The 24,516-nt window shown below is 53.6% G+C and carries 20 protein-coding genes; 19 read left to right on the forward strand and 1 reads right to left on the reverse strand.

Annotated elements, in window-relative coordinates; genetic code table 11:
* The first annotated feature begins 341 nt into the window (after window positions 1-341).
* The 12 genes from thrS to serC all read left to right on the forward strand — a co-directional run bounded on the left by thrS (window position 342) and on the right by serC (window position 15,080).
* Window positions 342-2,279 carry a threonine--tRNA ligase gene (gene thrS / locus PRECH8_RS09320; RefSeq protein ID WP_200966832.1) on the forward strand — a complete coding sequence of 646 codons (1,938 nt, stop codon included), beginning with the start codon at window positions 342-344 and terminating at the stop codon, window positions 2,277-2,279.
* A 193-nt stretch (window positions 2,280-2,472) separates the two neighbouring features.
* On the forward strand, window positions 2,473-2,580 hold the full coding sequence (locus PRECH8_RS14525) for a putative holin-like toxin (RefSeq protein ID WP_242457514.1): 108 nt from the start codon (window positions 2,473-2,475) through the stop codon (window positions 2,578-2,580).
* Window positions 2,581-2,874: 294 nt separating this feature from the next.
* Window positions 2,875-3,594 (forward strand): 3D domain-containing protein, encoded by a 720-nt coding sequence (locus PRECH8_RS09325; RefSeq protein WP_242457515.1) that lies wholly within the window; start codon window positions 2,875-2,877, stop codon window positions 3,592-3,594.
* Between the two features lie 91 nt (window positions 3,595-3,685).
* On the forward strand, window positions 3,686-3,847 hold the full coding sequence (locus tag PRECH8_RS09330; protein ID WP_200966833.1) for a hypothetical protein: 162 nt from the start codon (window positions 3,686-3,688) through the stop codon (window positions 3,845-3,847).
* 221 nt (window positions 3,848-4,068) lie between these two features.
* The gene (gene liaF, locus PRECH8_RS09335) at window positions 4,069-5,013 is read left to right on the forward strand and encodes a cell wall-active antibiotics response protein LiaF (RefSeq protein ID WP_200966834.1); all 945 of its coding nucleotides are present in this window, start codon (window positions 4,069-4,071) and stop codon (window positions 5,011-5,013) included.
* Window positions 5,014-5,227: 214 nt separating this feature from the next.
* Window positions 5,228-6,775 (forward strand): S1C family serine protease, encoded by a 1,548-nt coding sequence (locus PRECH8_RS09340; protein ID WP_200966835.1) that lies wholly within the window; start codon window positions 5,228-5,230, stop codon window positions 6,773-6,775.
* Window positions 6,776-7,135: 360 nt separating this feature from the next.
* A complete protein-coding gene (locus PRECH8_RS09345) occupies window positions 7,136-7,819 on the forward strand; it encodes a response regulator transcription factor (protein ID WP_200966836.1) in 684 nt (227 codons plus the stop codon).
* Window positions 7,819-9,318: a sensor histidine kinase gene (locus tag PRECH8_RS09350; RefSeq protein WP_200966837.1), complete on the forward strand. Its 1,500-nt coding sequence runs from the start codon at window positions 7,819-7,821 to the stop codon at window positions 9,316-9,318. Before PRECH8_RS09345 ends, PRECH8_RS09350 begins: the two co-directional genes overlap by 1 nt.
* Window positions 9,319-9,345: 27 nt before the next feature.
* A complete protein-coding gene (locus PRECH8_RS09355; protein WP_200966838.1) occupies window positions 9,346-10,296 on the forward strand; it encodes a 4-hydroxy-3-methylbut-2-enyl diphosphate reductase in 951 nt (316 codons plus the stop codon).
* Between the two features lie 179 nt (window positions 10,297-10,475).
* Window positions 10,476-11,525: a 3-deoxy-7-phosphoheptulonate synthase gene (aroF, locus tag PRECH8_RS09360; RefSeq protein ID WP_200966839.1), complete on the forward strand. Its 1,050-nt coding sequence runs from the start codon at window positions 10,476-10,478 to the stop codon at window positions 11,523-11,525.
* 844 nt (window positions 11,526-12,369) lie between these two features.
* The gene (gene glnA, locus PRECH8_RS09365; protein ID WP_200966840.1) at window positions 12,370-13,794 is read left to right on the forward strand and encodes a type I glutamate--ammonia ligase; all 1,425 of its coding nucleotides are present in this window, start codon (window positions 12,370-12,372) and stop codon (window positions 13,792-13,794) included.
* Between the two features lie 203 nt (window positions 13,795-13,997).
* Window positions 13,998-15,080 carry a 3-phosphoserine/phosphohydroxythreonine transaminase gene (gene serC / locus PRECH8_RS09370; RefSeq protein ID WP_200966841.1) on the forward strand — a complete coding sequence of 361 codons (1,083 nt, stop codon included), beginning with the start codon at window positions 13,998-14,000 and terminating at the stop codon, window positions 15,078-15,080.
* 64 nt (window positions 15,081-15,144) lie between these two features.
* Here the strand turns inward: serC and PRECH8_RS09375 are convergent, their stop codons facing one another.
* A complete protein-coding gene (locus tag PRECH8_RS09375; protein WP_200966842.1) occupies window positions 15,145-15,861 on the reverse strand; it encodes a response regulator in 717 nt (238 codons plus the stop codon).
* Between the two features lie 126 nt (window positions 15,862-15,987).
* Here PRECH8_RS09375 and trmL point away from each other — a divergent pair, with 126 nt between their 5' ends.
* The 7 genes from trmL (at window position 15,988) to PRECH8_RS09410 (ending at window position 24,510) form a co-directional block, all read left to right on the forward strand.
* Entirely contained in the window at window positions 15,988-16,452 is a 465-nt protein-coding gene (gene trmL, locus PRECH8_RS09380) for a tRNA (uridine(34)/cytosine(34)/5-carboxymethylaminomethyluridine(34)-2'-O)-methyltransferase TrmL (protein WP_200966843.1), read from the forward strand.
* A 207-nt stretch (window positions 16,453-16,659) separates the two neighbouring features.
* Window positions 16,660-16,905, forward strand: a complete 246-nt coding sequence (locus PRECH8_RS09385; RefSeq protein ID WP_200966844.1) for an AbrB/MazE/SpoVT family DNA-binding domain-containing protein — start codon at window positions 16,660-16,662, stop codon at window positions 16,903-16,905.
* A gap of 501 nt (window positions 16,906-17,406) precedes the next feature.
* Window positions 17,407-17,580, forward strand: coding sequence for a hypothetical protein (locus PRECH8_RS09390; protein ID WP_200966845.1), 174 nt, complete (start codon window positions 17,407-17,409; stop codon window positions 17,578-17,580).
* Window positions 17,581-17,973: 393 nt separating this feature from the next.
* Window positions 17,974-19,395 (forward strand): ABC transporter substrate-binding protein, encoded by a 1,422-nt coding sequence (locus PRECH8_RS09395; RefSeq protein ID WP_200966846.1) that lies wholly within the window; start codon window positions 17,974-17,976, stop codon window positions 19,393-19,395.
* Window positions 19,396-19,693: 298 nt separating this feature from the next.
* Complete coding sequence (locus tag PRECH8_RS09400; protein ID WP_200966847.1) at window positions 19,694-22,687, forward strand: extracellular solute-binding protein; 2,994 nt, start codon at window positions 19,694-19,696, stop codon at window positions 22,685-22,687.
* Window positions 22,684-23,643 (forward strand): carbohydrate ABC transporter permease, encoded by a 960-nt coding sequence (locus tag PRECH8_RS09405; RefSeq protein WP_200966848.1) that lies wholly within the window; start codon window positions 22,684-22,686, stop codon window positions 23,641-23,643. The genes PRECH8_RS09400 and PRECH8_RS09405 overlap by 4 nt, the downstream gene beginning before the upstream one ends.
* A gap of 3 nt (window positions 23,644-23,646) precedes the next feature.
* The gene (locus PRECH8_RS09410) at window positions 23,647-24,510 is read left to right on the forward strand and encodes a carbohydrate ABC transporter permease (RefSeq protein WP_200966849.1); all 864 of its coding nucleotides are present in this window, start codon (window positions 23,647-23,649) and stop codon (window positions 24,508-24,510) included.
* Window positions 24,511-24,516: the final 6 nt, after the last annotated feature.

The raw sequence follows: 24,516 nt of genomic DNA on the forward strand, positions 1-24,516 counted from the left end.
CAGATTATTTCGATAGGGCTCATACGCATAAAGCGATGACGGAAGACATGAACGTGATCGAATGCACCGAACAGAGAGAGGAAACGCCGGCTGAGATTTCCTCCGGTTAGCACGGCACGTTTACCACTTCCCAGCTGTGAACGGGGACGCTGATCGGCTGCGATCAGGAGAAACGTTCACCGATTCATCCGCGTTAATGGATGATAGAGTAGACATGGTGTGCGGGCGCAGGGCCGTACCGTGTCTAGAAATAGGGTGGAACCACGAGAACGCTCGTCCCTTGGGACTGGCGTTTTTTTGTTATTATAATATGATCATGAGGATAAAGGTGGAGAAGGAACATGGTGAAAATCACATTTCCCGATGGAGCCGTAAGGGAGTATGAGAAGGGGGTTACGATCGAGGAGATCACAGCCTCCATCAGCCCCGGCCTGAAGAAAAATGCGCTGGCAGGCAAGATCAACGGTGAGTTAGTTGATCTCTATACGCCGCTGGAAGACGATGCCGCGATCGAGATCGTCACGTATGATACGCAAGAAGGCTTGGAGATCATGCGGCACAGCACCGCGCATCTGATGGCGCAGGCGATCAAACGCTTGTACCACGACAAGAATGTCAAACTGGGCATCGGTCCGGTCATCGAGGATGGCTTCTACTATGACATCGACATGGATCATTCGCTCACTCCCGATGATCTGGCGCGCATCGAGAAGGAGATGGAACGCATCGTTCAGGAGAACCTGCCGATCCGCCGGCAGGTCGTCAGCCGCGAGGAAGCGATTCGTGTCTATGAGGATATCGGCGATCACCTGAAGCTGGAGCTGATCCATGATCTGCCGGAAGATGCGGTGATCACGATCTATGAGCAGGGGGAATTCTTCGATCTCTGCCGCGGACCCCATGTGCCTTCGACAGGGAAGATCAAGGCCTTCAAACTGCTTAGTGTCGCCGGCGCTTACTGGAGGGGCGATTCGAAGAACAAGATGTTGCAGCGTATCTACGGCACGGCGTTCCCGAAGAAAGCCCAGCTGGATGAGCATCTGCATATGCTGGAGGAAGCGAAGAAGCGCGATCACCGCAAGCTGGGGCGCGAACATGAGATCTTCACCTTCTCGCAAGAGGTGGGACAGGGCCTGCCGCTTTGGCTTCCGAATGGAGCGAAGCTGCGCCGCACGCTGGAGCGGTATATCGTCGATCTGGAAGAGCGCTTAGGTTATCAGCACGTGTATACCCCGGTTCTGGCCAATGTGGAGCTGTACAAGATCTCCGGCCACTGGGATCATTATCAAGAGGACATGTTCCCGACGATGCAGATGGACAATGAAGAGCTTGTGCTGCGACCGATGAACTGCCCGCACCATATGATGATCTACAAGAGCCGTATGCACAGCTACCGCGACTTGCCGGTGCGGATCGCCGAGTTGGGAACGATGCACCGCTACGAGATGTCCGGTGCGCTCACGGGGCTGCATCGCGTGCGGGCGATGACGCTCAACGATGCGCATATCTTCTGCCGTCCGGATCAGATCAAAGAGGAGTTCGCCCGCGTTGTGGAATTGATCCAGAAGGTCTATGAGGACTTCGGCATCAAGGATTATCGTTTCCGCCTGTCTTACCGCGATCCGCAGGATACGGAGAAATATTATCCGGATGATGAGATGTGGGAGATGTCGCAGCGCATCCTGCGTGAAGTGGTGGAAGAGATGGGGCTGCCATACTTCGAAGCAGAGGGAGAGGCGGCCTTCTACGGACCGAAGCTGGACGTGCAGATTAAGACCGCCCTGGGCAAAGAAGAGACGCTGTCCACGGCGCAGCTTGATTTCCTGCTGCCGGAGCGGTTTGGGCTGGAGTATGTCGGGGAGGACGGACAGAAGCATCGTCCTGTCGTCATCCACCGCGGCATCATCAGCACGATGGAGCGCATGACGGCGTTCCTGCTGGAGAACTTCGCAGGAGCTCTGCCGGTATGGCTGTCGCCGGTGCAAGCGAAGGTGATCCCGGTCTCGAATCAGTTCGATGATTATGCGAAGCAGGTGCATGATCGTCTGGCCGCAGCGGGGATCCGCGCGGAAACCGACCTGCGCAACGAGAAGCTGGGCTATAAGATTCGCGAAGCGCAGATGCAGCGCATCCCGTATATGCTGGTCGTCGGCGAACAGGAGCGTCAGGCCGGCACGGCATCTGTTCGCAAGCGCGGGCAAGGCGACCTCGGCGCGAAGCCGCTGGATGAAGTGATCGCACAGATTCGCTCGGATATCGATAACAAAGTGATCGAATAACGCGATAAATGGAAGATGAAACGCCCTGCAGGAGACGAAGAATGCCTGCAGGGCTATTTTTCTAGATCATAGGAGATAAAAATGGAATATTACACTTTTTCCATAACTTAGCACATGGTATAATCTTGATACAGGCACATGACCATACATGCGGCGGTTCGGCCTACCTGATTATTTGAAGGGGGGCCTGAACATGGGCGTTCATGAAGCTTTGGCTTTGATGGTCGATTTTGGTTCGCTGGTCGTGGCGTTGCTGACGTTGGCTGTCGCGATAACCGTAGCGTTAAACCAAAAGAAATAGACCGCGTCGGTGAAGGGAGCGCGGTCTATAGCACCAAGCCGGCCGCCTGTGTAGACGATCCATTGTGCCGAGTGGAGTCGACTGTTGTCGGCTCCATTTTTTATTATAACGGGCTGATAAGTGGCATGCAAGGAATTATTGTCTATTGTGGTGACGTTTTATTGCGTGAACGGTGTAAAGGGGCATAGTACGAGTTGGAAAAGCGGTCCGAGCGGGTCGAACAGACACTTCGAACAGAATAAAGAGCGGCAAGATAGGATACCCTTAGCATGAGTTTAGGAGGGATCCAAACCCATGTTAAGACCAATGTTCCGGGCATGCCTAAGATTGTCCTGGTTAAGCTCAGGTTTGCTGCTGTTCTTGCTGCTTGCCGGAAAGGACCCTGTACAGCTCAGCGTAAACCTGGAGGAGGTTGGGTCGAAGGCGGCCCGCATGACGAATATTGAGAATCAATTGGAAGCGTCGACAAAATCCTCATTAGATCCAGATCATGAAGATATGATGGAGCGTAAGATGGATGCCGAGCTTCAGTTGGGGATGAATCCTGAGATCGAAGAGGAACAGGGGGCTGCTGATGAAGGGAGATCTCCTGAAGAACAGCCATTCACTGTTCAATCCCCTGCAGTATATGAGGTGATCGCCACCGGATATTATGCCGGCGTTGAATCGACGGGCAAATCACCCGGTCATCCTGAATACGGAATTACGTACTCAGGAGTTAAAGCTAGGAGAGGAACGCTGTCGACGATCGCAGCGGATCTGAATCTCTTTCCGATCGGCACTGTACTCTATATCCCGGATTACGGATACGGCGTGGTTGCTGATATCGGCAGTGCGGTGAAAGGCAATATCATCGATCTGTACTTCCCCACCAAAGAAGAGATCTATCGATTATGGGGTAAAAGGGTGGTTCAGGTGACCGTCATCGAAGAAGGCGACGGGCATCTGGATGAAGAAAAGCTGCGTCGGCTGGAGGCGATGCTCGGAACATCAGATCCGCCGTCAGCTCTGTGATGAAACAGCATGCTGCGGGTCCGGAGGGCATAAAAGAAGCCGCTCCCGCTCATACTATGCGAGTAACCGAGACGGGAGGTGAAAGACGAACATGGCTAAGAACAACAAAAATAATAATATGCAGTCTGAACAACAAGCGAACCAACAATTCAACGCTGAGTTCGCAGAAGAAACAGCAGGTACTGCGAATGCAACAGCAAATGGTGCCAACGCAAAAGCGGCTGCGCGTCAGAAGCAGCAGAACAATAAGTAATTCAGTCCGAAAGCCATGCATGGGGCCGCGATTCCGAATACCTGCGGCCGTCAGCATGATGGGCCTACAAGAAGAGGGAGCATCGATGCCCCTCTTCTTTTGTGTATCTACGAATGGTTCTGCAAAATTCATCCCTTCCTCTGTTCATCCCGGCAATCTTCCGATACACTAGTAGCATAACGTACATATTCAGCTGTTAGCAGCTTGTCGGAGGGATTCATGTGTATAACCGGATCTTCTGGGGCTTCGTCTTAATCGGCCTCGGTGTGCTCTTTATCTTGAATCAACAGGGGATTGTCATCTTCGACTTGGGGGAGATCATCGCTACATACTGGCCGCTAGTCCTCATCTACTTCGGACTGAGGGGACTTATCTTCCAGCATCGCTGGGGACAGGGCATCGGTTTTGGCTATCTCTATCCGCTCATCATGACGGTGCTCGGTGTCTATTTCTTAGGGCGCAACATCGATTATATCGAGATGTCGGTGGTTGATTTCTTCCAATATGTCATCCCGTTCCTGCTGATCTTAATCGGTCTGATTATCATTCTGCGGCCGAGCCGCAGGAAGTCTGATCAGACGGAACCGGAAGATGCTCTCGATTTCGATCTGAGCGAGTGCGACGGACCGCATGAATCTAAGGAAAGCAGCCGTGATGGAGCAGCTCCGCACAGCTTTATCCCCGAGGAGAATTGGCGGACGGGGGATGAGGAGCGCGGCGCAGATGCGGGGTATGCCGGCGCTGGGTATACGGGCGGGGAAACCACAGGCAGCTTCAGCAAACAGGAAGCGCCGGAGAGCCATTTCAGTTTCCTCGGCGACATCCATATCGGTTCAGCAAACTGGCAGCTGAAGCCGCTGAATGTTCATCATTTCATCGGCGATACCGTCATCGACCTCACGCGGGCACAGATTCCCGACGGCATCACGAAGATCACCGTGAGCTCGATGATCGGCGATGTGAAGGTCATGCTGCCCAAAGATCCCGAAGTCGAAGCCAGTGTTGTGATGACCGCTTTCCTCGGGGAGTTCAACGTATTCGGCAGGCGGGAAGGCGGCATGCTCAAAAATTACCGCGAGGAATCCCCGGATTATCATTATGCACCCAAGAAGATTCAGCTCACCGTGAATCTGTTCATCGGCGATTTCCGGATCGAGCGCATCTGATGGGCCTGGGCCTGAAGCGTCTCAACTGCATCAGCTCTGGCATCTTACTATTTTTCGCCGTTCTATGTAGAGAGATTGACTAGAGTTGAATGGTGACAGGATGCGATACCACTTTTTAGCCCTCTTTTAACTCGTTTTAAGGTAGGTTTAAGGTTAATCATTCATGATAAGGACTAAGATGATAACTAGAACCGATCTTAAGGAGGGATCTTTGATGGACGGCAGCCGCAATCGAGACTATGATGACTTCTTCCGCACTTCTGAAGAGAAGGATCATGATAGAACAGAGGACCAAGTCCAGCACACACAGGAAGCGAAGGTTCACGAACAGCCGCAGTCCTATTACTATGCCTATGGGCCTTATCGGCCGGCGGAAACGAGAAGCAATGAGCAAGTGAGCAGTCAAGAGAACAGCACATATGCAGAACCTAAGTCTATAGAGGCGATCTCCCCGGCAGCCCATGACTATGGGCCGCGCGTCACAGCAGGCGGCATCACCGCTTCCCATGCTCCGCGTGATCAAGTATGGCAGGTACAGCCGCCGCGCCGCCGGGGCTGGTGGACGGGCTTCTTAGCAGCTTTTGTTGCATGTGCCTTGATCATGACGGGACTGGTCTATGCATCGGATGTGAATAATTGGTTCACCGGCAGCGAGGTCAACGCATCGGGTCCAAACGGCTCAAGCGGCGACAATGTGCCTACCGGGCAGACCGTTTCGATGGATCGTACGGACTCGACGGCGTCGGCGGCACTGCCGGGGTCGATACCGGATATCGTGGAACAGGCCAGTCCGGCGGTGGTCTTGATCGAGACCTATGTCAATGCGAACCGCAGCTATCGGATTCGCAGCAATATGGACTTCTTCGAATATTTCTTCCGAGACCGCATCCAGATCCAGCCCGACAACAGCGATAATATGATCAACTCCGGTTTGGGCACAGGATTCATCTTCGATAAGGACGGCTACATCCTGACCAATGAACACGTGGTCAGCGGTGCGGATAAGATCTATGTGACCGTTCAAGGGTATACAGAGCCGTTCGAGGCGCAGCTGCTCGGTTCGGACTTTGATCTCGACCTGGCTGTTCTGAAGATCAAAGGAACGAAGGATTTTCCAACGCTGCCAATCGGCGACTCGACAGAGCTGAGGGTCGGGGAATGGGTGACAGCGATCGGCAACCCGCTGGGCTATGATCATACGGTAAGCGTCGGCGTGCTCAGCGCCAAAGGCCGTCAGATCCGCATCCCTGAAGGCAATCAGGTCCGTTACTATGAAGATCTGCTGCAGACGGATGCCTCGATCAACTCCGGCAACTCCGGCGGTCCGCTGCTGAACCTGAAGGGTGAAGTCGTCGGAATCAACACGGCGGTCAGCACGGATGCGCAGGGGATCGGCTTTGCGATTCCGTCCAGCACTTTCGTGCCCGTGATCGATCTGCTCAAGAACAATCAATCGATCCCGAAACCGTATATCGGCGTCGGCATCTCCAACATCGAGGAGAGCTGGCTTGAGGATCTTAAGCTGGAGAGCACCGAGGGCGCCTTGGTAACCCAGGTGGAAGTGGGCAGCCCTGCGGAGCGGGCAGGTATCCGGACCTGGGACGTGATCATCAAGATCGACGATAAGAAGGTAACGAACTACGAGCAGGTGAAGGAATACATCCTTGAGCTCGGCGTCGGAGCCAGGACGACGATCACCGTGATCCGCGACGGCAAGGAGATTCAGCTCGGCGTGATCATCGGTGACCGGAACAATCCATGACTCAGATGAGGAGCAGGCAGGCCGGAAGGCGCCTGCTTCTTGTGTTTTTTTGGCGGGTTGCTTCTCATGGGAACTTGAACTTGCCTAATCTGCGGAACAGGTGCAGGGAAGGGCTGAGAAGAGCAGAGCTTTAAGTGTAAGAACGGATTAGGTACAATGATCATAACAGATCATAATAGGACGTAAACGGCGAACAAGACGAATGAATGGCTGAACTGGACTGGGTTCTGGTTAGATGGAACAAATGCTGAGCCGGGCTTGGGATCTGGTCAGATGGAACAAATGCTGAGCCGGCCTTGGAATCTGGTCAGAAGAATCAATTGTTGAACTGTACTGGGGATCCGGACTGGAGGGAAGAAGATGAGACAGCATATCTTAGTGGTCGATGACGATGAGAAGATCACCTCGATGCTGCGGCGGAGCCTGACATTCGAAGGGTACGAGGTGACGATTGCCAACAATGGACAGGATGCGCTGCGCCTGCTGATGGAGAGGGAGCCGCATCTGATCATCTTAGATGTCATGATGCCCTATCTGGACGGCTGGGAAGTATGCCGCAGATTGCGCGAAGGGGGCTGCAAAGTCCCCATCCTCATGTTGACTGCCAAGGATGAGGTGAAGGATCGGGTGAAGGGACTGGATATCGGAGCCGATGATTACCTGGTCAAACCCTTTGCTCTGGAAGAGTTGCTGGCACGGGTGCGCGCTTTGCTGCGCCGCTATGAAGAGGCGGATGAATCACATGAACTGACCTTTGATGATCTGCGCATGGATGTGGATGCCCGGGAAGTCTACCGGAATGGGCAGAGGATCGACTTGACGACGCGGGAGTTCGATCTGCTGCATCTGTTCATGATGAATCCGCGCAAGGTACTCGCCAAGGATATCATCATGGAGCGCATATGGGGTTACGATTACAGCGGGGAATCCAATGTGCTGGAAGTCTATATCGCGATGCTCCGTCAGAAATTAGAAGAACACGGAGCGAAAAGACTGATCCATACCGTGCGCGGTGCAGGTTATGTGCTCAGAGGGGATGACTGATGCCGATTCGACTAAAGCTCGCTCTGTGGTACGGCGGCGTTCTGGCTGTGATCATGACGGTATTCTCCGGAACGTTGTATTTCCTTATGTACAACTCGATCCAACATCAATATCGGAGCAGCTTGCAAGAACAGACGGAGAAGGTCTATGATCGCTTGGAATATACGGTGAGACTGTCGCTGCGCGGTTGGAATATCGATGTGCGGCTGGATGCGCAGGATATGTTCTTCACGGAGAATATCTATTTGCAGTTGATCAACATCTCGAACCGCAGGATCAGCATGTCGACCAATGCCGTGGAGGACGGCGTCATGATCCCCGTGATCACGGAGAATATCCTGCAGCATCTGCTTACCGAGTCCCCTTATGTCTATACAAATGCCGAGATCAACGGGCTTCCATTTATCGTCTATAACCGGGGGATCTACAACAACAGCAATCAGCTGATCGGTGTGCTGCAGGGAGCGACTTACTCCGGACATATGATCAGCCTCTTGGAAGAACTGCGATTTGTGCTGATCCTTTCCTCGATCGCGATCATCATCGCCTCTTCCTCCTTCGGCTGGTTCCTGTCACGGAAGGCGCTGCGGCCGATCGACGCGGTGATCAATGCGGCGAATCAGATCGAGAGCGGCGAGGACCTCAGCAAGCGCATCCCTTACAAGGGGCCGCAGGATGAGATCGGGAGATTGATTCAGACGATCAACGGCATGCTGGAGCGGATTCAGCATGTCTATCAGAGCATGGAAGAGGCCTACCGCAGACAGCGCCGCTTCGTCTCCGATGCTTCCCATGAACTGCGCACGCCGCTGACGACGATTCGCGGCAATGTCGAACTCGTCGAGAAGATGTGGCAGCGCGAAGAGGACGGTGAGCAGCCGATCTCTGAGGAAGTGATGACGCTCTCCCGGGAAGCCTTCGAAGATATCTCTGCGGAGACGGAACGCATGAGCCGGCTGGTGAACGATCTGCTGTCGCTGGCGAGGGCGGATGCGGGCAAGGTGATCGAACGCGTGCCGCTGCCATTGCTGCCGATCGTGGAAGAAGTCGTGCGGCGAGCGCAATTCCTGCCGCGCAGTCCAGATGTCGCCTGGCGGGCGGAGGATCTGTCTCCGTTCCATGATGTATTCGTATGCGGCAATCGGGATTATCTGCAGCAACTGCTCTTTATCTTCATCGAAAATGCCTTCAAATACACCGAGAAGGGTGAAGTTGTCCTGCAGGTACAAAAAACCGACGAACAGGCGGGCATCCGCATCAGCGATACCGGGATCGGCATGGATAAAGAAGAGGTGCCAATGATCTTCGAGCGTTTCTATCGGGCTGATCCTTCCCGCGGCAAGGTGGGCGGAACGGGACTGGGACTGTCGATTGCGAAGTGGATTCTCGATGAACATGAAGGGTCCGTAGAGGTCTATACGCGCAAAGATCAGGGATCTACCTTCATCATATGGCTTCCTATATGGAAAGGACGAGACAATCTCGCCGAAGAAGAGTAAACTAGAGAAGAAGGGAGGCAGCTGACTATGAAAGTTGTTAAGATAACTCCGCGCGGCTACTGCTACGGGGTGGTTGACGCGATGATGCTGGCGATGCAGACGGCGAGGAATTTCGATCTGCCGCGCCCGATATATATCCTGGGGATGATTGTGCATAATCGGCATGTGACAGAAGCCTTCGAGAAGGAAGGCATCATCACCCTCGACGGGGAGAATCGGCTGGAGATCTTAAAGAAAGTAGACAAGGGCACGGTCATCTTCACCGCCCACGGCGTATCCCCTGAGGTGCGCAGGTTGGCACGGGAGAAGGGGCTTACCGTCGTCGATGCGACGTGTCCCGATGTGACGAGGACCCATGATCTGATCCGCGACAAGGTTGCCGATGGGTATGAGATCATCTACATCGGCAAGAAAGGACACCCGGAGCCTGAAGGGGCAGTGGGCATCGCGCCGGATCATGTACACCTGATCGAGCGGGAAGAAGAGATCGAAGATCTGAATATCAACGCGGAGAAGATCGTCATCACCAACCAGACGACGATGAGCCAGTGGGATATCAAGCATATCGTCAACCGCTTGCTCGAGAGGTATCCGCAAGCCGAAGTGCACAATGAGATCTGCCTTGCCACGCAGGTGCGCCAAGAAGCGGTGGCCGAGCAGGCGAAGGAGACGGATCTCGTGATCGTCGTTGGCGATCCGCGGAGCAACAACTCCAATCGCTTGGCGCAGGTGGCCCGGGAGATTGCCGGCGTGCCTGCCTATCGCGTTGCTGATGTCACGGAGATCAAGCGCGAATGGCTGGAGGGGGCAGAGGTCGTCGGTGTGACCTCCGGCGCTTCGACGCCGACGCCGCTGACGAAGGAAGTGATCGATTATCTGGAACAGTATGATCCAGAAGATCCTTCTACATGGCCGATCAAACGCACGGTGGATATGAATCGTCTGCTTCCTAAGCTGAAGACGAAGTCTGCGAATTAACCCGGCTGCATGCCGGCTCGCGGGGATGAATCGCAGCCAATCGCGGAGCCTGCATGGCTCCGCGATTTTTTGTACAGAAGACAGTTGACGAAGGAATTAATATGCGTTATAGTTACTTTAACACTTAGAAGCGTATAAGCGTTGAAGCGAACAAGCGTTGAAGAATGGAGAGATTCATGATGATCGCAATTACATCGAACAATGTGTCTGAAGAACGGATTCAAGAGATTGTTCATCACATCGAGCAATATGGTCTGCAAGCCCATGTATCAAGGGGGACGGACCGCACGGTGATCGGCATCATCGGCCAGTTTGAGCCCGCGCTGGCGGAGCAGCTGAGACAGATGAAGGGAATCGAAGATGTCGTCCGCATCTCGAAGTCCTATAAGCTGGCCAGTCGTGACTTCCATCCCGATGACACGATCATCGAGGTGAAGGGGATTAAGATCGGCGGGGACGAACTCATCGTCATGGGCGGTCCATGCGCCGTGGAGAATAAGGAACAGATCGACGAAATCGCGCGCCTCGTGAAGGCTGCCGGCGGGCAAGTGCTGCGCGGCGGTGCCTTCAAGCCGCGTACGGGTCCATACAGCTTCCAAGGCATCGGCGTGGAAGGCCTGGAGATGATGGCCGAGGCAGGCAGGAAGCATGGACTGCTGACGATCACGGAAGTGATGACGCCTGAATACGTCGATATCGTCGCGGAATATGCGGACATCTTACAGATCGGGACGCGGAACATGCAGAACTTCGATCTGCTCCGCAAGGTGGGTACGACGCAGAAGCCGGTGCTGCTCAAGCGCGGTTTCAGCGCAACTTACGATGAGCTGTTGAACGCGGCCGAATACATCCTGGCCGGCGGCAACCCGAATGTGATGCTCTGCGAACGCGGCATCCGCACCTTCGAGACATATACGCGCAACACCTTGGACCTGACGGCGGTGCCGGTCTTGCAGCAGCTCAGCCATCTGCCGGTGATCGTGGACCCGAGCCATGGTACGGGACGCCGTGAACTTGTCGAGACGATGAGCAAGGCCTCCGTAGCAGCAGGGGCCCACGGGCTGATCATCGAGATGCATACCGATCCGGACAACTCGATGACCGGCGACGGGGTGCAATCCCTGTTCCCGGATCAATTCGCAAGATTGCTGCAGGACTTCGAGAAGCTGGCACCGATCGTCGGCAAGAAGTTCGATACGAAGAAGAATGCATCCTTTGTCTTGTCCTAAAGCTTGATCAACAGGGCTGTCCATCCGTCATTGTTACTGGCGTACTGGGCAGCCCCTTTCGTATGCGTATGAGTATGCTAGACGAACATGCAGATCAGCATGCTAGACGAACATGCAGTTGAGCGGATTCGGGGTGCGTGTGACAGCAGTGAGATAGCAGGAAGGTGCGTGAGAGACGGTGAGACGGTAGGAAGATTCGTGAGACGGCAGAAATGTTCGTTTTACCGTTCGGATGTTACGATTCGGCGTGTGAGTCGACAGATACTGTCGTCTCATGAGCGGCTCCAACCTTTGCGCACCCAGATTCAACAAATACTGTCGTCTTGGGAGCGCGCATATGAGAACGGATCAACGTAAAAATTGTGCGAGGGCTGTCCCCCTTCGGGTCAGTATTTGCTGACTAGGTGGACAGCTTTTTTGTGTTTTGATGTTGCTCAACTGGCTGTCATCCCCCCAAATAGCAAAAAACAACTCATGCTTAAGTACAATCCATATTAAAGTGTACAATTCCTGCCTAAGCCCAATTCACATGAAAGTCCAGTTCATGTTCAAGCATGCCATATACTGAAGTCCAATTCACGTTAAAGCCCAATTCATGTCCAAGTGCAACGCGCGTTAAAGTCCAATCCACGTTAAAACATAACGCACATCTAATCACAATCTGTGCATATCCAATCACAATTCATGTTAAGTTATCTGACATCGAACTCAAAAATACCTGACATAACTATTGACGTCCTCCCGAGGGCGGTTTTATAATTACGTCTATGATTTTATTCGAGACTTGGAACATTCGCGAGACAGCAGAGAGGGAATGTTCAGATTCTAGGGAGGAAACCAGCTTATGTCCGTACAACATGTGATGGAATTAATAGACCGAGAAGCAATTGCGTGGATCGATTTTCGTTTCACTGATCTGCTTGGCAGATCGCATCATATCACCGTCCCTGCTGACGAGGTCGATGAGGAAACCTTCGCGCAAGGAATTGCCTTTGACGGTTCATCGCTGCCGGGTTTTTGCAGTATTGAAGAATCCGACATGGTGATGCTTCCCGATCCGGAGACGGCATACATCGATCCCTTTACTGAACATCCCACGCTGATCATCCTCTGTGATATTCTGACACCGGATGGTGAGGTTTTCGACCGCGATCCCCGATCGATCGCTAAGAAGGCGGAGCAGTATCTGCAGGCAACCGGGATCGGCACTGCGGCTTACTTCGGGCCGGAGATGGAGTTCTTCGTCTTCGACGATGTACGGTATGAATATACGCAAAACTCTTATATGGCCCGCGTTGATTCCATCGAAGGCCATTGGAATACAGGCCGTCAGGAGGAAGGCGGCAACCTTGGCTTCAAAGTAAAACATAATGGCGGTTATGTCCCCGTCCAGCCCGTTGACAGCCTGCATGATCTTCGCTCGGAGATCAGCCGTCTGCTCATCGCCGCAGGCTTAAGGGTCGAGCGGCATCATCATGAAGTCGCAACGGCTGGTCAATGCGAGATCAACTTCCGTTACGACACCTTGGTGAAGAGTGCGGATAATCTGATGAAGTACAAATACATCGTTCACAATACCGCCCGCCGCCGGGGCAAGACAGCCACCTTCATGCCGAAGCCGATCCATGGTGAAAACGGCAGCGGCATGCATACCCACCAATCGATCTTCAACGGCGATCAGCCGCTCTTCTATCAGAAAGGCGGTTACGGCAATATGAGCGAACTGGCGATGTATTATATCGGGGGCATCTTGTACCATGCACCGGCGCTGACCGCCTTGACCAATCCGAGCACTAACTCCTTCAAACGTCTGGTACCCGGCTATGAGGCGCCGGTGAACCTCGTCTTCTCGAAGGGCAATCGTTCTGCAGCCGTGCGCATTCCGCTGGCGGCTGTATCGCCGAAGGGAGCGCGAATCGAGTTTCGCACACCGGATGCTGCAGCGAATCCTTATCTCGCTTTTGCAGCTATGCTGATGGCCGGCCTGGATGGGATCAAGCGCAAGATCGACCCGCGGGCCCTCGGCTATGGTCCTGTAGATAAGAACATCTATGAGCTGACACCAGAGGAAAAGGCGGAGATCTGCTGCATCCCTGCATCCTTGGAAGAGGCGCTGGACCAGTTGGAAGCGGACCATGAATTCATGCTTGCCGGCGGCGTCTTCTCCAAGTCCTTCCTTGAGCACTATATCGCGATCAAACGGGAAGAGGCAAGAGCGGTTCAGACGCGGATTCATCCCTATGAATATGCGCTTTATTACGATTGCTGAGCAGCAGAGCAAGCAATATAAAAATATTAAGCGATGTGATATATAGATTTAATAGACAATGAACGGGTGAATGTATTAGACGGGACTTATTCCTCGGAATCAGTCCCGTTTCTGTATCTTTGGAAGCGGCATTTGCTATTGAACGCATACTGGAAACTTGGTATGATTACCATATTAGTTATGGAGAAAGGTGTAGAGACCATATGACGAGAGCTTACAATTTCAATGCAGGTCCTGCGGCCCTCCCCTTGGAAGTGCTGCAGCGCGCACAGGAAGAATTGGTGGATTACAATGGAATCGGGATGTCCATCATGGAGATCTCTCACCGCAGCCGCGAGTACGAGCGTGTAAACGAGGAAACGCAGCAGCTGTTTAGAGAACTGCTGGAGATCCCGGAAGGCTATAAAGTGCTGTTCTTGCAAGGCGGAGCCAGTATGCAGTTCGCGATGGTGCCGATGAATCTCTTGCGTCCAGGCACAACTGCTGCCTATGTGGACACGGGCAGCTGGGCGAAGAAGGCGTTGGCAGAAGCGAAACTGCTCGGTGAAGTGCAGGTGGTTGCCAGTTCCAAGGATGATCAATACACGACGATCCCCGACCTAAGCTCTCTAGAACTATCCGAACAAACGGCTTATCTGCACATCACCTCGAATGAGACGATCGGTGGAATTCAGTATAAGTCCTTCCCGGACACGGGCGATGTACCGCTTATCGCGGATATGTCCAGCGATATCCTGTCCCGGCCGTTGGATGTCAGCCGCTTCGGACTGATCTATGCCGGTGCACAGAAGAATCTCGGGCCTTCCGGCGTGACGGTGGTTATCATCCGTGAGGATCTGATCCAGCCGGCCGAGCATCTGCCGACGATGCTGCGCTACAGCACCCATGCCGACAACAACTCGCTCTACAATACGCCGCCGGTGTACTCCATATACATGATGAATCTCGTGCTTCAATGGATCAAGGAGAACGGCGGTCTGGCTGCTATGGAGAAGCGCAACGAAGAGAAGGCGAAGTTGATCTATGATGTGATCGATGGCAGCGGCGGGTTCTACCGCGGCGTTGCTAAGCCGGAATACCGTTCGCCGATGAACATCACGTTCCGCATGGCGAATGAGGAATTGGAGAAGCGCTTCGTTGAAGAATCGCAAGCTGCAGGATTCGTCGGTTTGAAGGGACATCGCAGTGTAGGCGGTCTGCGGGCATCGACTTACAATGCTGTTCCCTACGAAAGCTGCCAAGCACTGCAGCAATTCATGCTCGACTTCCAGAAGCGCCACGGATAATCGGCTGATTAAGCTCAAGACCGTCCAGGCAATTGCCTGACGGTCTTGTTTCAGTGGTGCTTCTTTATTGACCGGGATTATGGCGCTCTCCTGCCGGCTCGACCAGCTTGTAGCCGACGCCTCGCACGGTGACGATGTATTGGGGGACATGACCGCGCTCGATCTTATCGCGAAGGTGGCTGATGTGCACATCGACGATCCGCGTGTCGCTGACGAAGTGATAGTCCCAGATGCCGTGGAGAAGCTGGCGGCGGCTTAAGGCTTTGCCCTTGTGGCGGCAGAGGAAGTGAAGCAGTTCATATTCTTTCGGCGTAAGATCGATGCGCTCGCCTGCGAGCCGTGCTTCCCGCTCACTCGGCCGGATCTCCAGAGCACCGATGATGATCGGCTCCTCTTCTTCGACGCCGGGCAGCAACTGCAATCTGCGGAATAAGGCTTGAATGCGGGAGATCAACTCCTGCGGACTGAAGGGTTTGCTCATATAATCGTCAGCACCGCTGTCGAGCCCGGTCACGACATCTGCTGTGTCTTGCAGAGCAGTGAGCATGATGATCGGGACCATATTGCCGTCTGCTCGCAGTTTGCGACACACATCGAGACCATTTTTCTTAGGCAGCATGAGATCAAGGATGATGAGATCGGGGCGAAAGTCCTGGGTCGCGCGGAATACCGCTTCACCGTCTTGCACGCTGTGCACCTCGTATCCGGCCAGGCGAAGGTTGGACTCAAGCAATGTGGTGATGGAAGGTTCATCGTCCACGATGAGGATTTTCTTATTCATGATGGACTGCTCCTTTTGAGCTTTATAAGACACATGATTTGAACTAATTATATCGATGCAGGATCAGACGAATATTAAGATTGCGTAAACGGATTGTTAAAGTTAGAAGGGGACGAGTAGAGGATCATGCCTTTTCACATCGTGTTAGTCGAACCGGAGATCCCAGCTAACACCGGGAATATCGCGCGCACATGTGCGGCTACCGGGACGCATCTGCATCTTGTTCGGCCTCTCGGCTTCCGCACCGATGATCGGACGCTGAAGCGGGCAGGCCTTGATTATTGGTTTGCCGTGAAGATTACCTATTATGATTCTTTTCAAGAAGTCGTGGACCGGCATCCCGGCGCCAACTTTTATTTTGCCACGACCAAGGCGGAGAAACGGTATACGGATTTTCGCTTTCAAGAAGGGGATTTTTTCGTATTTGGCAAGGAAACCAAGGGATTGCCCGACTCCCTCATCGCAGCACATCGGGATCGATGTATGCGGCTTCCGATGACGAGTGATGTGCGCTCGCTCAACCTTGCCAACTCGGCGGCGATTATCCTGTATGAGGCCTTACGGCAAACGTCATTTCCCGGTTTGAAATGAAAAATTATCATGGAACTGAATAAAAAAACCAGGGAAAAAAGAAGGAATTTCGGAACAAAAAGCGAAAGTATACTATCGGTTGCAAAAAAATAGGTCGTTCGTGTTAGATCTAGCAGCGATATGTATATCCCTGTGGTGCCAGGAAGAAACATGTTCGCTTGATCAGACAGACCAACCAAAAATCAACGCTTCAGGAGGGTAACTAACATGAGACCGATCGGAGTCGTCCGTAAAGTGGACCAGCTTGGAAGACTTGTATTGCCGAAATCGCTTAGGAAACGTTTCAATATGAATGAAGGGGATCCAGTAGAAATCTTAGTTCAAGGTGAACATATCATTCTAGAACGTTACAGACCGCACTGCGTGCTTTGCGGTTCTACAGAACAAGTTGCGGAGTATCGTGAGCGGTACATATGCAAGGGCTGCGTTGACGAACTAGCTAAATTGATCTAGGAGCTCGCCCTATAGCCCTATAAATCAAAGAACCTGTCCGATTCATCATGCCGATGATGAAGGGACAGGTTCTTCGTTTGTTCCGCTGAAGCTGTGTTCCGAGTTTACAGCCCCTTGGTCAGATCATCATTAAAGCCGCCCGTTAGGATCGAGCCGACGAGCAGCACGATGACCGACATCACAAGCCAGAACACCGGTGTCATCATCCATAACCTCCAATTCCTTAGCCTGGATCGTCATGAATCCGTGATATATATCACCCTTTAGTATACTCACATTATACATAAGACCTTGCACAAAGCAAAGGGCGTTTCGAGAATACTGATGATTTCGGATTTTTGTGCGATTTTTAGGATCAAGCTCTTGATCGAGGGTGCGGTTTTGGGGTTTTGGGCTTGATCCGGAGATCGATAGAAACTTCTTCCAGCCTCTCGCATAGAACTGCTTAATGCGGTAATGATAATGGATGGAACCGACTAAGCGATTAGGATGGTGTACATGATGACTCCCATGAATAATCAAGAAGAGCATGAACTTAAGAAGCGGGATCTGAAACAGAGCGCCGAGCAAGCTCCCGCGGAAAGATCTCAGTCGATGCAGCGTTCAGAAGATGATGCCGATGAAGCGCTGCAAGCTTTCCTGCATGCCCGCGATGAAGGTCCGAACCAGTGTTAGCAGCTGCGAACGGATGCCTCCGCCCGCTAAACCGGGTGCGAGGCTTTTTTTGTGCCGCTTGCTCATATCCTTTCCCCTTTTATGACAATGATTCTTTACTTCTGCTTACTCCAACTTCTTGATCTGGTAAAATAGGTTGATTTTTTTCTTGACGAATAGAATTGATGTATATATTATATATATTAATAGAAATAGTGATAAGTTAATAAATATATTAACATCATATAACCTGCCAAAAACGTTAGATCGAAGGGGCATATCAGGAAAGAAAAAATAATACCGGCTGGTTATAGGTTTCAGGGGGTGTTTTTACAGAAGTATGATAGCGTTTACATGAGGTTATTTTAACCTAAATATTAACCTTTGTTTAGACCATAGGGGAGGGTAATAAACATGATGAAAATCTGGCGAGTATTACTGGTGATGATCCTCAGCGTTTCCTTGCTGGCTGCTTGCACAGGGGGCGGAGGAGGCGAAGCTGACAACGGCGGTGATTCATCGAATCAAACAAAACCGCAAAATGAACAATCGCAGCAGAATGATTCCGGACAGCATGCCGCGGAAGAAGCGCTCTTTGAATTTGCCATTGATACGAATACTTCCGGCGAGATCACGATGTGGAGCTTCTTGATCGGCAACCCGGTCTTCAATGACCTGCTGCCGGAGTTCAACAAGGTGTATCCGAACATCAAGGTGAACATCGTCGAGATCGAATTTGGTGAGATGCATGATACGCTGCAGAATGCGCTGGCAGCAGGCACGGGTGCTCCGGATATCGCACTGGTGGAGGAAGGGCAATTCGGCCGCTACAACTATGGCGGCATGCTGGTGGACCTGCTGGAAGAACCGTATAATGCCGGACGACTCAAGGAACTGATCCCGGACTATAACTTCGAGCGCTGGCATTCCGTGGACGGCAAGCATCTGTACGGCATGCCGTGGGATATCACGCCCGGTGTGACCTATTACCGCCATGACATCATCGAACAGCTGGGCTTCCCATCGGAACCCGCGGAGTTCGGCGAGTACATCCAAGATCGTGACAACTGGATCCGGCTCGGTGAAGCGCTGAAAGCCGACGGACGCTTCCTGCTTGAATGGCGTGACCTGCCGGTGCAGTGGGCAGCGAACCAATACGGCTACTTCAATTCGAATCTGGAGTGGCAGCGCAACAACGACGAGCTGGTCAGCCTGATGGAGACTTCCTTGCGCGGACAGCAGCTCGGACTATCCGCTGAACTTACGATCTATTCTGAAGAGGGACAGCAATATCTCGAACAGGGCAAACTGCCGATCATCGTCCTCGGATCTTTCGGGGCGCGCGAACTGTCGACCTGGCTGCCGGAGCAAGCAGGCAAGTGGCGCGTGACGCGCATGCCGCTCGGCATCAACGGCGGAATGGGCGGTTCCAGCTTCGTGATCCCGGCGCAGAGCAAGAACAAGGAAGCGGCCTATGCCTTCATCGAGTGGATGAACTTGTCCGAAGAAGCGTGGAAGATCTTCTCCTCAGAGCGTTATTCCATCCAGTCCGGATACAAGCATATCTGGGAGAAAGATTGGTACATCAACAGCACGAACAGCTTCCTGGGCGGTCAGCGCGACATCGAGTTCTATTCCACGCTGGCGGATACGATTCGCCCGAAACGACTGACTCGCCTCGACAGCATCGCCTATTCGGACATCTGGCTGCCCGGCATCCTGACCGCCTTTGACAACTATACGGAACCGCGGGCAGCTTTGCAGCAGATTGAAGAAGATATCATGACGGTACTCGGACCGGAGATCGAGAAACTGCGCAATGAATTGAGTCAATAAGTTGAGCATTAGAGCACACTGACGATCAACTGATCATTCGGCAGACTCCTGATCGTTAGATCGACCGTATCTCTCCGAAGAGAGTGTCCTAAAATGCTTGAGTTCTTCTTACAGCTGTGCAGGACAGTCTCTTCGGTTTGCTGTTCATTCCCTCATGCGGTTGCGCCCGGCTGTCGACATTCATGAGACGCGCTGTAACACGCATGAATGGCCGGCAGCTGCTGCGGCCCGCATGGAACCTTGAACCCAGGATGAGGATTCAGGTATCTATCCCGCATGACATAGGGGGCCATTCGCCATGTTACGTTTGCTACGCAAGTATGCAGTTTCTATAGCGATGATCGCGCTGCTCACGGCAGGCTTCCTCTTATGGAATGCCTCGCGAGGTTATGATGATCAAGCTATGGCTGACATTCCCATATACGATGACATCGACCTCGGTTCGACCCTTGCAGGGACGGATGTCAGAAGTTTATTGGAGCCGTCTTATCTTAAATATTACGCCCGCATGGCGGAAGAAGGAGCGGTGGACACGGAGGGCGTGGAGATCGTGCTGCCAGCCGTGGAATATGCGGCAATCAGCGATACGGGAACCCGATTGGAACGGGATCTTGGCGGAGAAGCGGGACCTTTCCTGGCGCTGATCGATGAGGACAGTTGGGTGGAGTACAAGGTGGACATTCCGCGGGATGGATTCTATCAGATGGGGATGACCTATTATGCACTCAGCGGCAAGCGCTCCAGCGTGGTGAGGAATGTTCAGATCGACGGGGCATTCCCCTTCTACCAAGCGAAGAAGCTGGAGTTCCCGCGGATGTGGCAAGAGGTCGGAGAACCGTGGTACGACAACCAGGGCAATGAGTTCAACCCCCGCCGCGAAGAGGTGTTCGGATGGCAGTACCGGGACTTCCGCGATGGGGAAGCCAAGGTGTCCGAACCCTTCCGCTTCTATCTGAGCAAAGGAGAGCATACGATTCGCATCCAGGCGGTGCGTGAACCTGCAGCGATCAAATCCCTCCATATCTTCTCGCCGCGCGTGATCCCAACTTATGAGGATGTGCTCGCGCGTTATGAGGAGATGGGCGCGAAGCCGACGAGCGGGTTCTATCAACATTTCCAGATGGAAGATGCGATTCTGCGTTCGGACCCGACGCTGAAGCGCATCGAGGAACGCGAACCGGCGACGGAACCCTTCAACTGGGATGCGATCGTCTTGAACGCCTTCGGCGGGTTGAACTGGAAGCGGGGGACCCAGTGGGCGGAATGGGAGTTTGAAGTGCCGGCGACGGGGCTCTACAACCTCGGCGTCCGCTTCGGGCAATGGTACCTCGACGGGGCGCCGGTGCAGCGGATGGTGACGATCGACGGCGAGCTGCCCTTCCGGGAGATGAACGAGGTCGTCTTCCCCTATAAACAGGCGCTGCAGATCAAGCGATTCGGCACGGAGGAAGAGGATTACTTATTCTATCTGGAAGCGGGCAAGCATCGGCTGCGCATGGAAGTGCAGATCGGCACATTGGGCGAAGTCTTCGAGATGGTCACCGATGTGACGACGGAGATGTCGCTGCTCTCAAGAGAGGTGCTGAAGGTGACGGGAACGAACCCGGATCCGAACAGGGACTGGAAGCTGGAGCAGAATATCCCGAACTTGGTGCCTCGTCTGCATACGATGGCAAGGGCGCTGGATGACGGGATCAAGAAGCTCTATGAATTCGGCTTAGAGAAGAACAGCGCACAGGTGAGCCCGTTGTATGAGGCCCGGGACCGCCTGCTGGACATGGCCGAGAATGTGGAGACGATCCCCGCGCGTCTGCAGGCGCTGAACGATCAGCAGGCCGCCCTTGGCAACTGGATCAACAGCATGGTGAATCAAGCACTGCTGCTTGATTACTTGATCGTCAAGTCCCCGGACATGGACTGGCCGCCGGCCCAGGCCCCGCTGATCGCCCGCGTAGGCACGATGTTCTATGATTTCTTCCGGTCCTTCACGCGGGACTATAACGGCGTGGGGAATGTGTATGATGACGACGAACAGGTGCTGGAAGTCTGGGTGGCCCGCGGCCGCGATTGGGTTGAGATCATCAAGCAGCTGATCGATGAGGACTTCACGCCGACGACGAATATCAAAGTCAATGTGAACACGGTGCCGGCGGGGGAGATGCAGGTGCTGCTGCTCGCTCAGACGGCCAATATCGCTCCGGATGTAGCGCTTGGTGTGGAAGGGGAATATCCGATCGATTTCGCGATCCGGGGCGGGCTGGTGAATCTCAATGAGTTCCCGGATTATGAGGAGGTCGCTCAGCGGTTCCGGCCCGGGGCGCTGATCCCGTACAAGTATAACGGCGGCGACTATGCTCTGCCGGAGAACCAGAACTTCTATATGCTATTCTATCGGATCGATATCATGGAAGAACTCGGTATCACGGAGGATAAGATCCCCGAGACTTGGGATGAAGTCATGGAGATCATCCCGATCCTCCATCAGAACGGCATGGACTTCTATTATCCCCATGCGCCGAACAACACCCAGGCCGCGATCAATGAATTCGCCCCCTTCTTGTTCCAGTACGGCGGGGAGTTCTACCGGGACGGCGGGCGGTATTCCGCTCTGGATTCACAGGAGGCCTTCGAGGCATTTAAAACTTGGACAGGACTGTTCACGAACTATAAGATCGCCAAGCAAGCGGACTTCTACAACCGCTTCCGCACCGGTGAGATGCCGATCGGCGTGGCGGACTACAGCACCTATGTGCTGCTGTCCACGGCGGCGCCGGAGCTGACGGGCTGGTGGAAGATGCTGCCGATGCCCGGCGTGCGGAAAGAGGATGGCAGGATCGATCGTTCTACCGGAGGGATGGCCCAGACGGCGGTGATCTTCAAGGATACGAAGATGAAAGAGGAGGCCTGGCAGTTCCTCAAATGGTGGACGAGTGCGGATGTTCAGGAACGGTTCGGCACGGAGCTTGAATCCCTGCTCGGCGTAGAAGCGAGATGGAATACGGCTAATGTCGAAGCACTGAAACGCCTGCCTTGGCAGCAATCGGACATCGATGCCATCCTCGAGCAATGGGAGTGGTTCCGCGAGCGTGAAGTGGTGTTAGGGGGATATTATACCACCCGCCACATTGCGAATATCTGGAACGAGATCGTGCTGAACGGCAAGCTGCCGCGGGAGGCGATCGAGGAAGGTGTGAAGGAGATCAATAAGGAACTTCGCAAGAAACGGGAAGAATTCGGTCTGGATGACCCGAAGATGCAGGCATCGAGCCGGGAAAGGATGGGTGCATCATGAATACCGAGACGCATACTGCCGCGGCTGAACTTCGCCGTCCCAGGTTTGACCTCGGCCGGAAGCTGGCGGAGATCTGGGCGGATCTGAAGCGGGAATGGGTGTCGTATCTGTTCGTGCTGCCGTTCCTCATCCTGTTCACCTTTTTTATCGTCATTCCGGTCATCGTGTCGATCTATCTCAGCTTCACCTATTACAACATCTTGGAGCCTCCGCGCTGGATCGGGGCTTCCAATTACCGCCTGCTGTTCGTTGATGATGATATCTTCCTGCAGGCGATCGGCACGACGCTGAAGTTCGCTGTGATCACCGGGCCCGTGGGTTACATCCTGTCCTTCCTGCTGGCCTGGCTGATCAGTCAGATCCCGCAGCAATACCGCTTCTTCTACACGCTGTGTTTCTATACACCCTCGATTACGAGCGCGGTGGCGATGGCAGTGGTCTGGCAGTATCTGTTCGCCGGCGACAGCAAGGGGCTGCTGAATTATTTTCTCATGCAGCTTGGTATCTTAGATGAACCTTACTTGTTCTTGCAGAACGTGGATTCCATCGTGCCGGTGATCATCATCGTCTCCCTGTGGATGAGCATGGGGATCGGCTTCCTCGCCTTCTTGGCGGGACTGCAGAATGTGCCCAAGGATCTGTACGAGGCCGGCGCGATCGACGGGGTCAAATACCGCTGGCAGGAGCTGATCTATATCACGATTCCGGCGGTGAAGCCGCAGCTTCTGTTCGGCGCCGTCATGCAGGTGGTATTCTCCTTGCAGGTCTTCGATGTCAGCGTGCAGCTCGTCGGCTTGCCCAGCCCGCTGTACGCAGGTCATACGATTTTGACCCACTTGTACGACTATGCCTTCATCAAATTTGAGATGGGTTATGCTTCGGCCATCGCCGTGGTCTTGTTCCTGATGATGCTCGGACTTAACCGTCTCATCTTCCGCTGGTTGGGGAGGGATTAGGCCATGAATATGAAGAGGATCACCAGAAGGGTGAAGTGGGGCGACGTTTTCCTGTATCTGTTCCTTACGGTGCTTGGATTGCTCATGTTGGCGCCGCTGGTCTATCTGGTGTCCAATGCGTTCAAGCCGATCAATGAGCTGTTCCTGTTCCCGCCGCGCTTCTTCGTGGAGAATCCGACGCTCGTGAACTTCTATCACTTGCTGCTTGTAACGAGCACGTCGACGGTGCCGTTCACACGTTTCATCTTCAACAGCATCGTCGTCACGACGGGCATCGTGCTGGGCGGCGTGTTCATCTCGGCGCTGGCTGCTTATCCGCTGGCGAAACATAAGATGAGGTTCGGTCCGGCGATCTTTAACTTGATCGTCACCTCCCTCATGTTCTCACCGTTGGTGCTGCAGATCCCGCAGTACCTGTTGATCAGTCAGGTCGGTCTGATGAACACGTATCTGGCGATGATCCTGCCCTATCTGGCGGCTCCTGTCGGGATGTTCCTGATGACGCAGTTTCTGAGACAGATCCCGGATGCTCTGCTGGAAGCGGCGCGGATCGACGGCGCATCCGAATGGCGGATCTTCTGGGTGATCATCATGCCGCTTCTGAAACCCGCGATCGCGACATTTGCTTTGTTCTCCTTCATCAATGCTTGGAATGATCCGTATCCGTCCATGGTTTACACGACGAAGGAGCATATGAAATCCCTCCCCGTCGCGGTGCAGACCATCGGCGGCGGAGCCGGCGTGATCGCCAGGGTGGGAACTCTGGCAGCGGCAAGTCTCTTGATGATCATCCCGACGATCCTCGTCTTCATCATCACCCAGCGCATGGTGCTGCAGACCATGGCCCACTCCGGGCTGAAGGAATAGGGGGAA

It is taken from the genome of Insulibacter thermoxylanivorax (assembly GCF_015472005.1).
Classification (GTDB): domain Bacteria; phylum Bacillota; class Bacilli; order Paenibacillales; family DA-C8; genus Insulibacter; species Insulibacter thermoxylanivorax.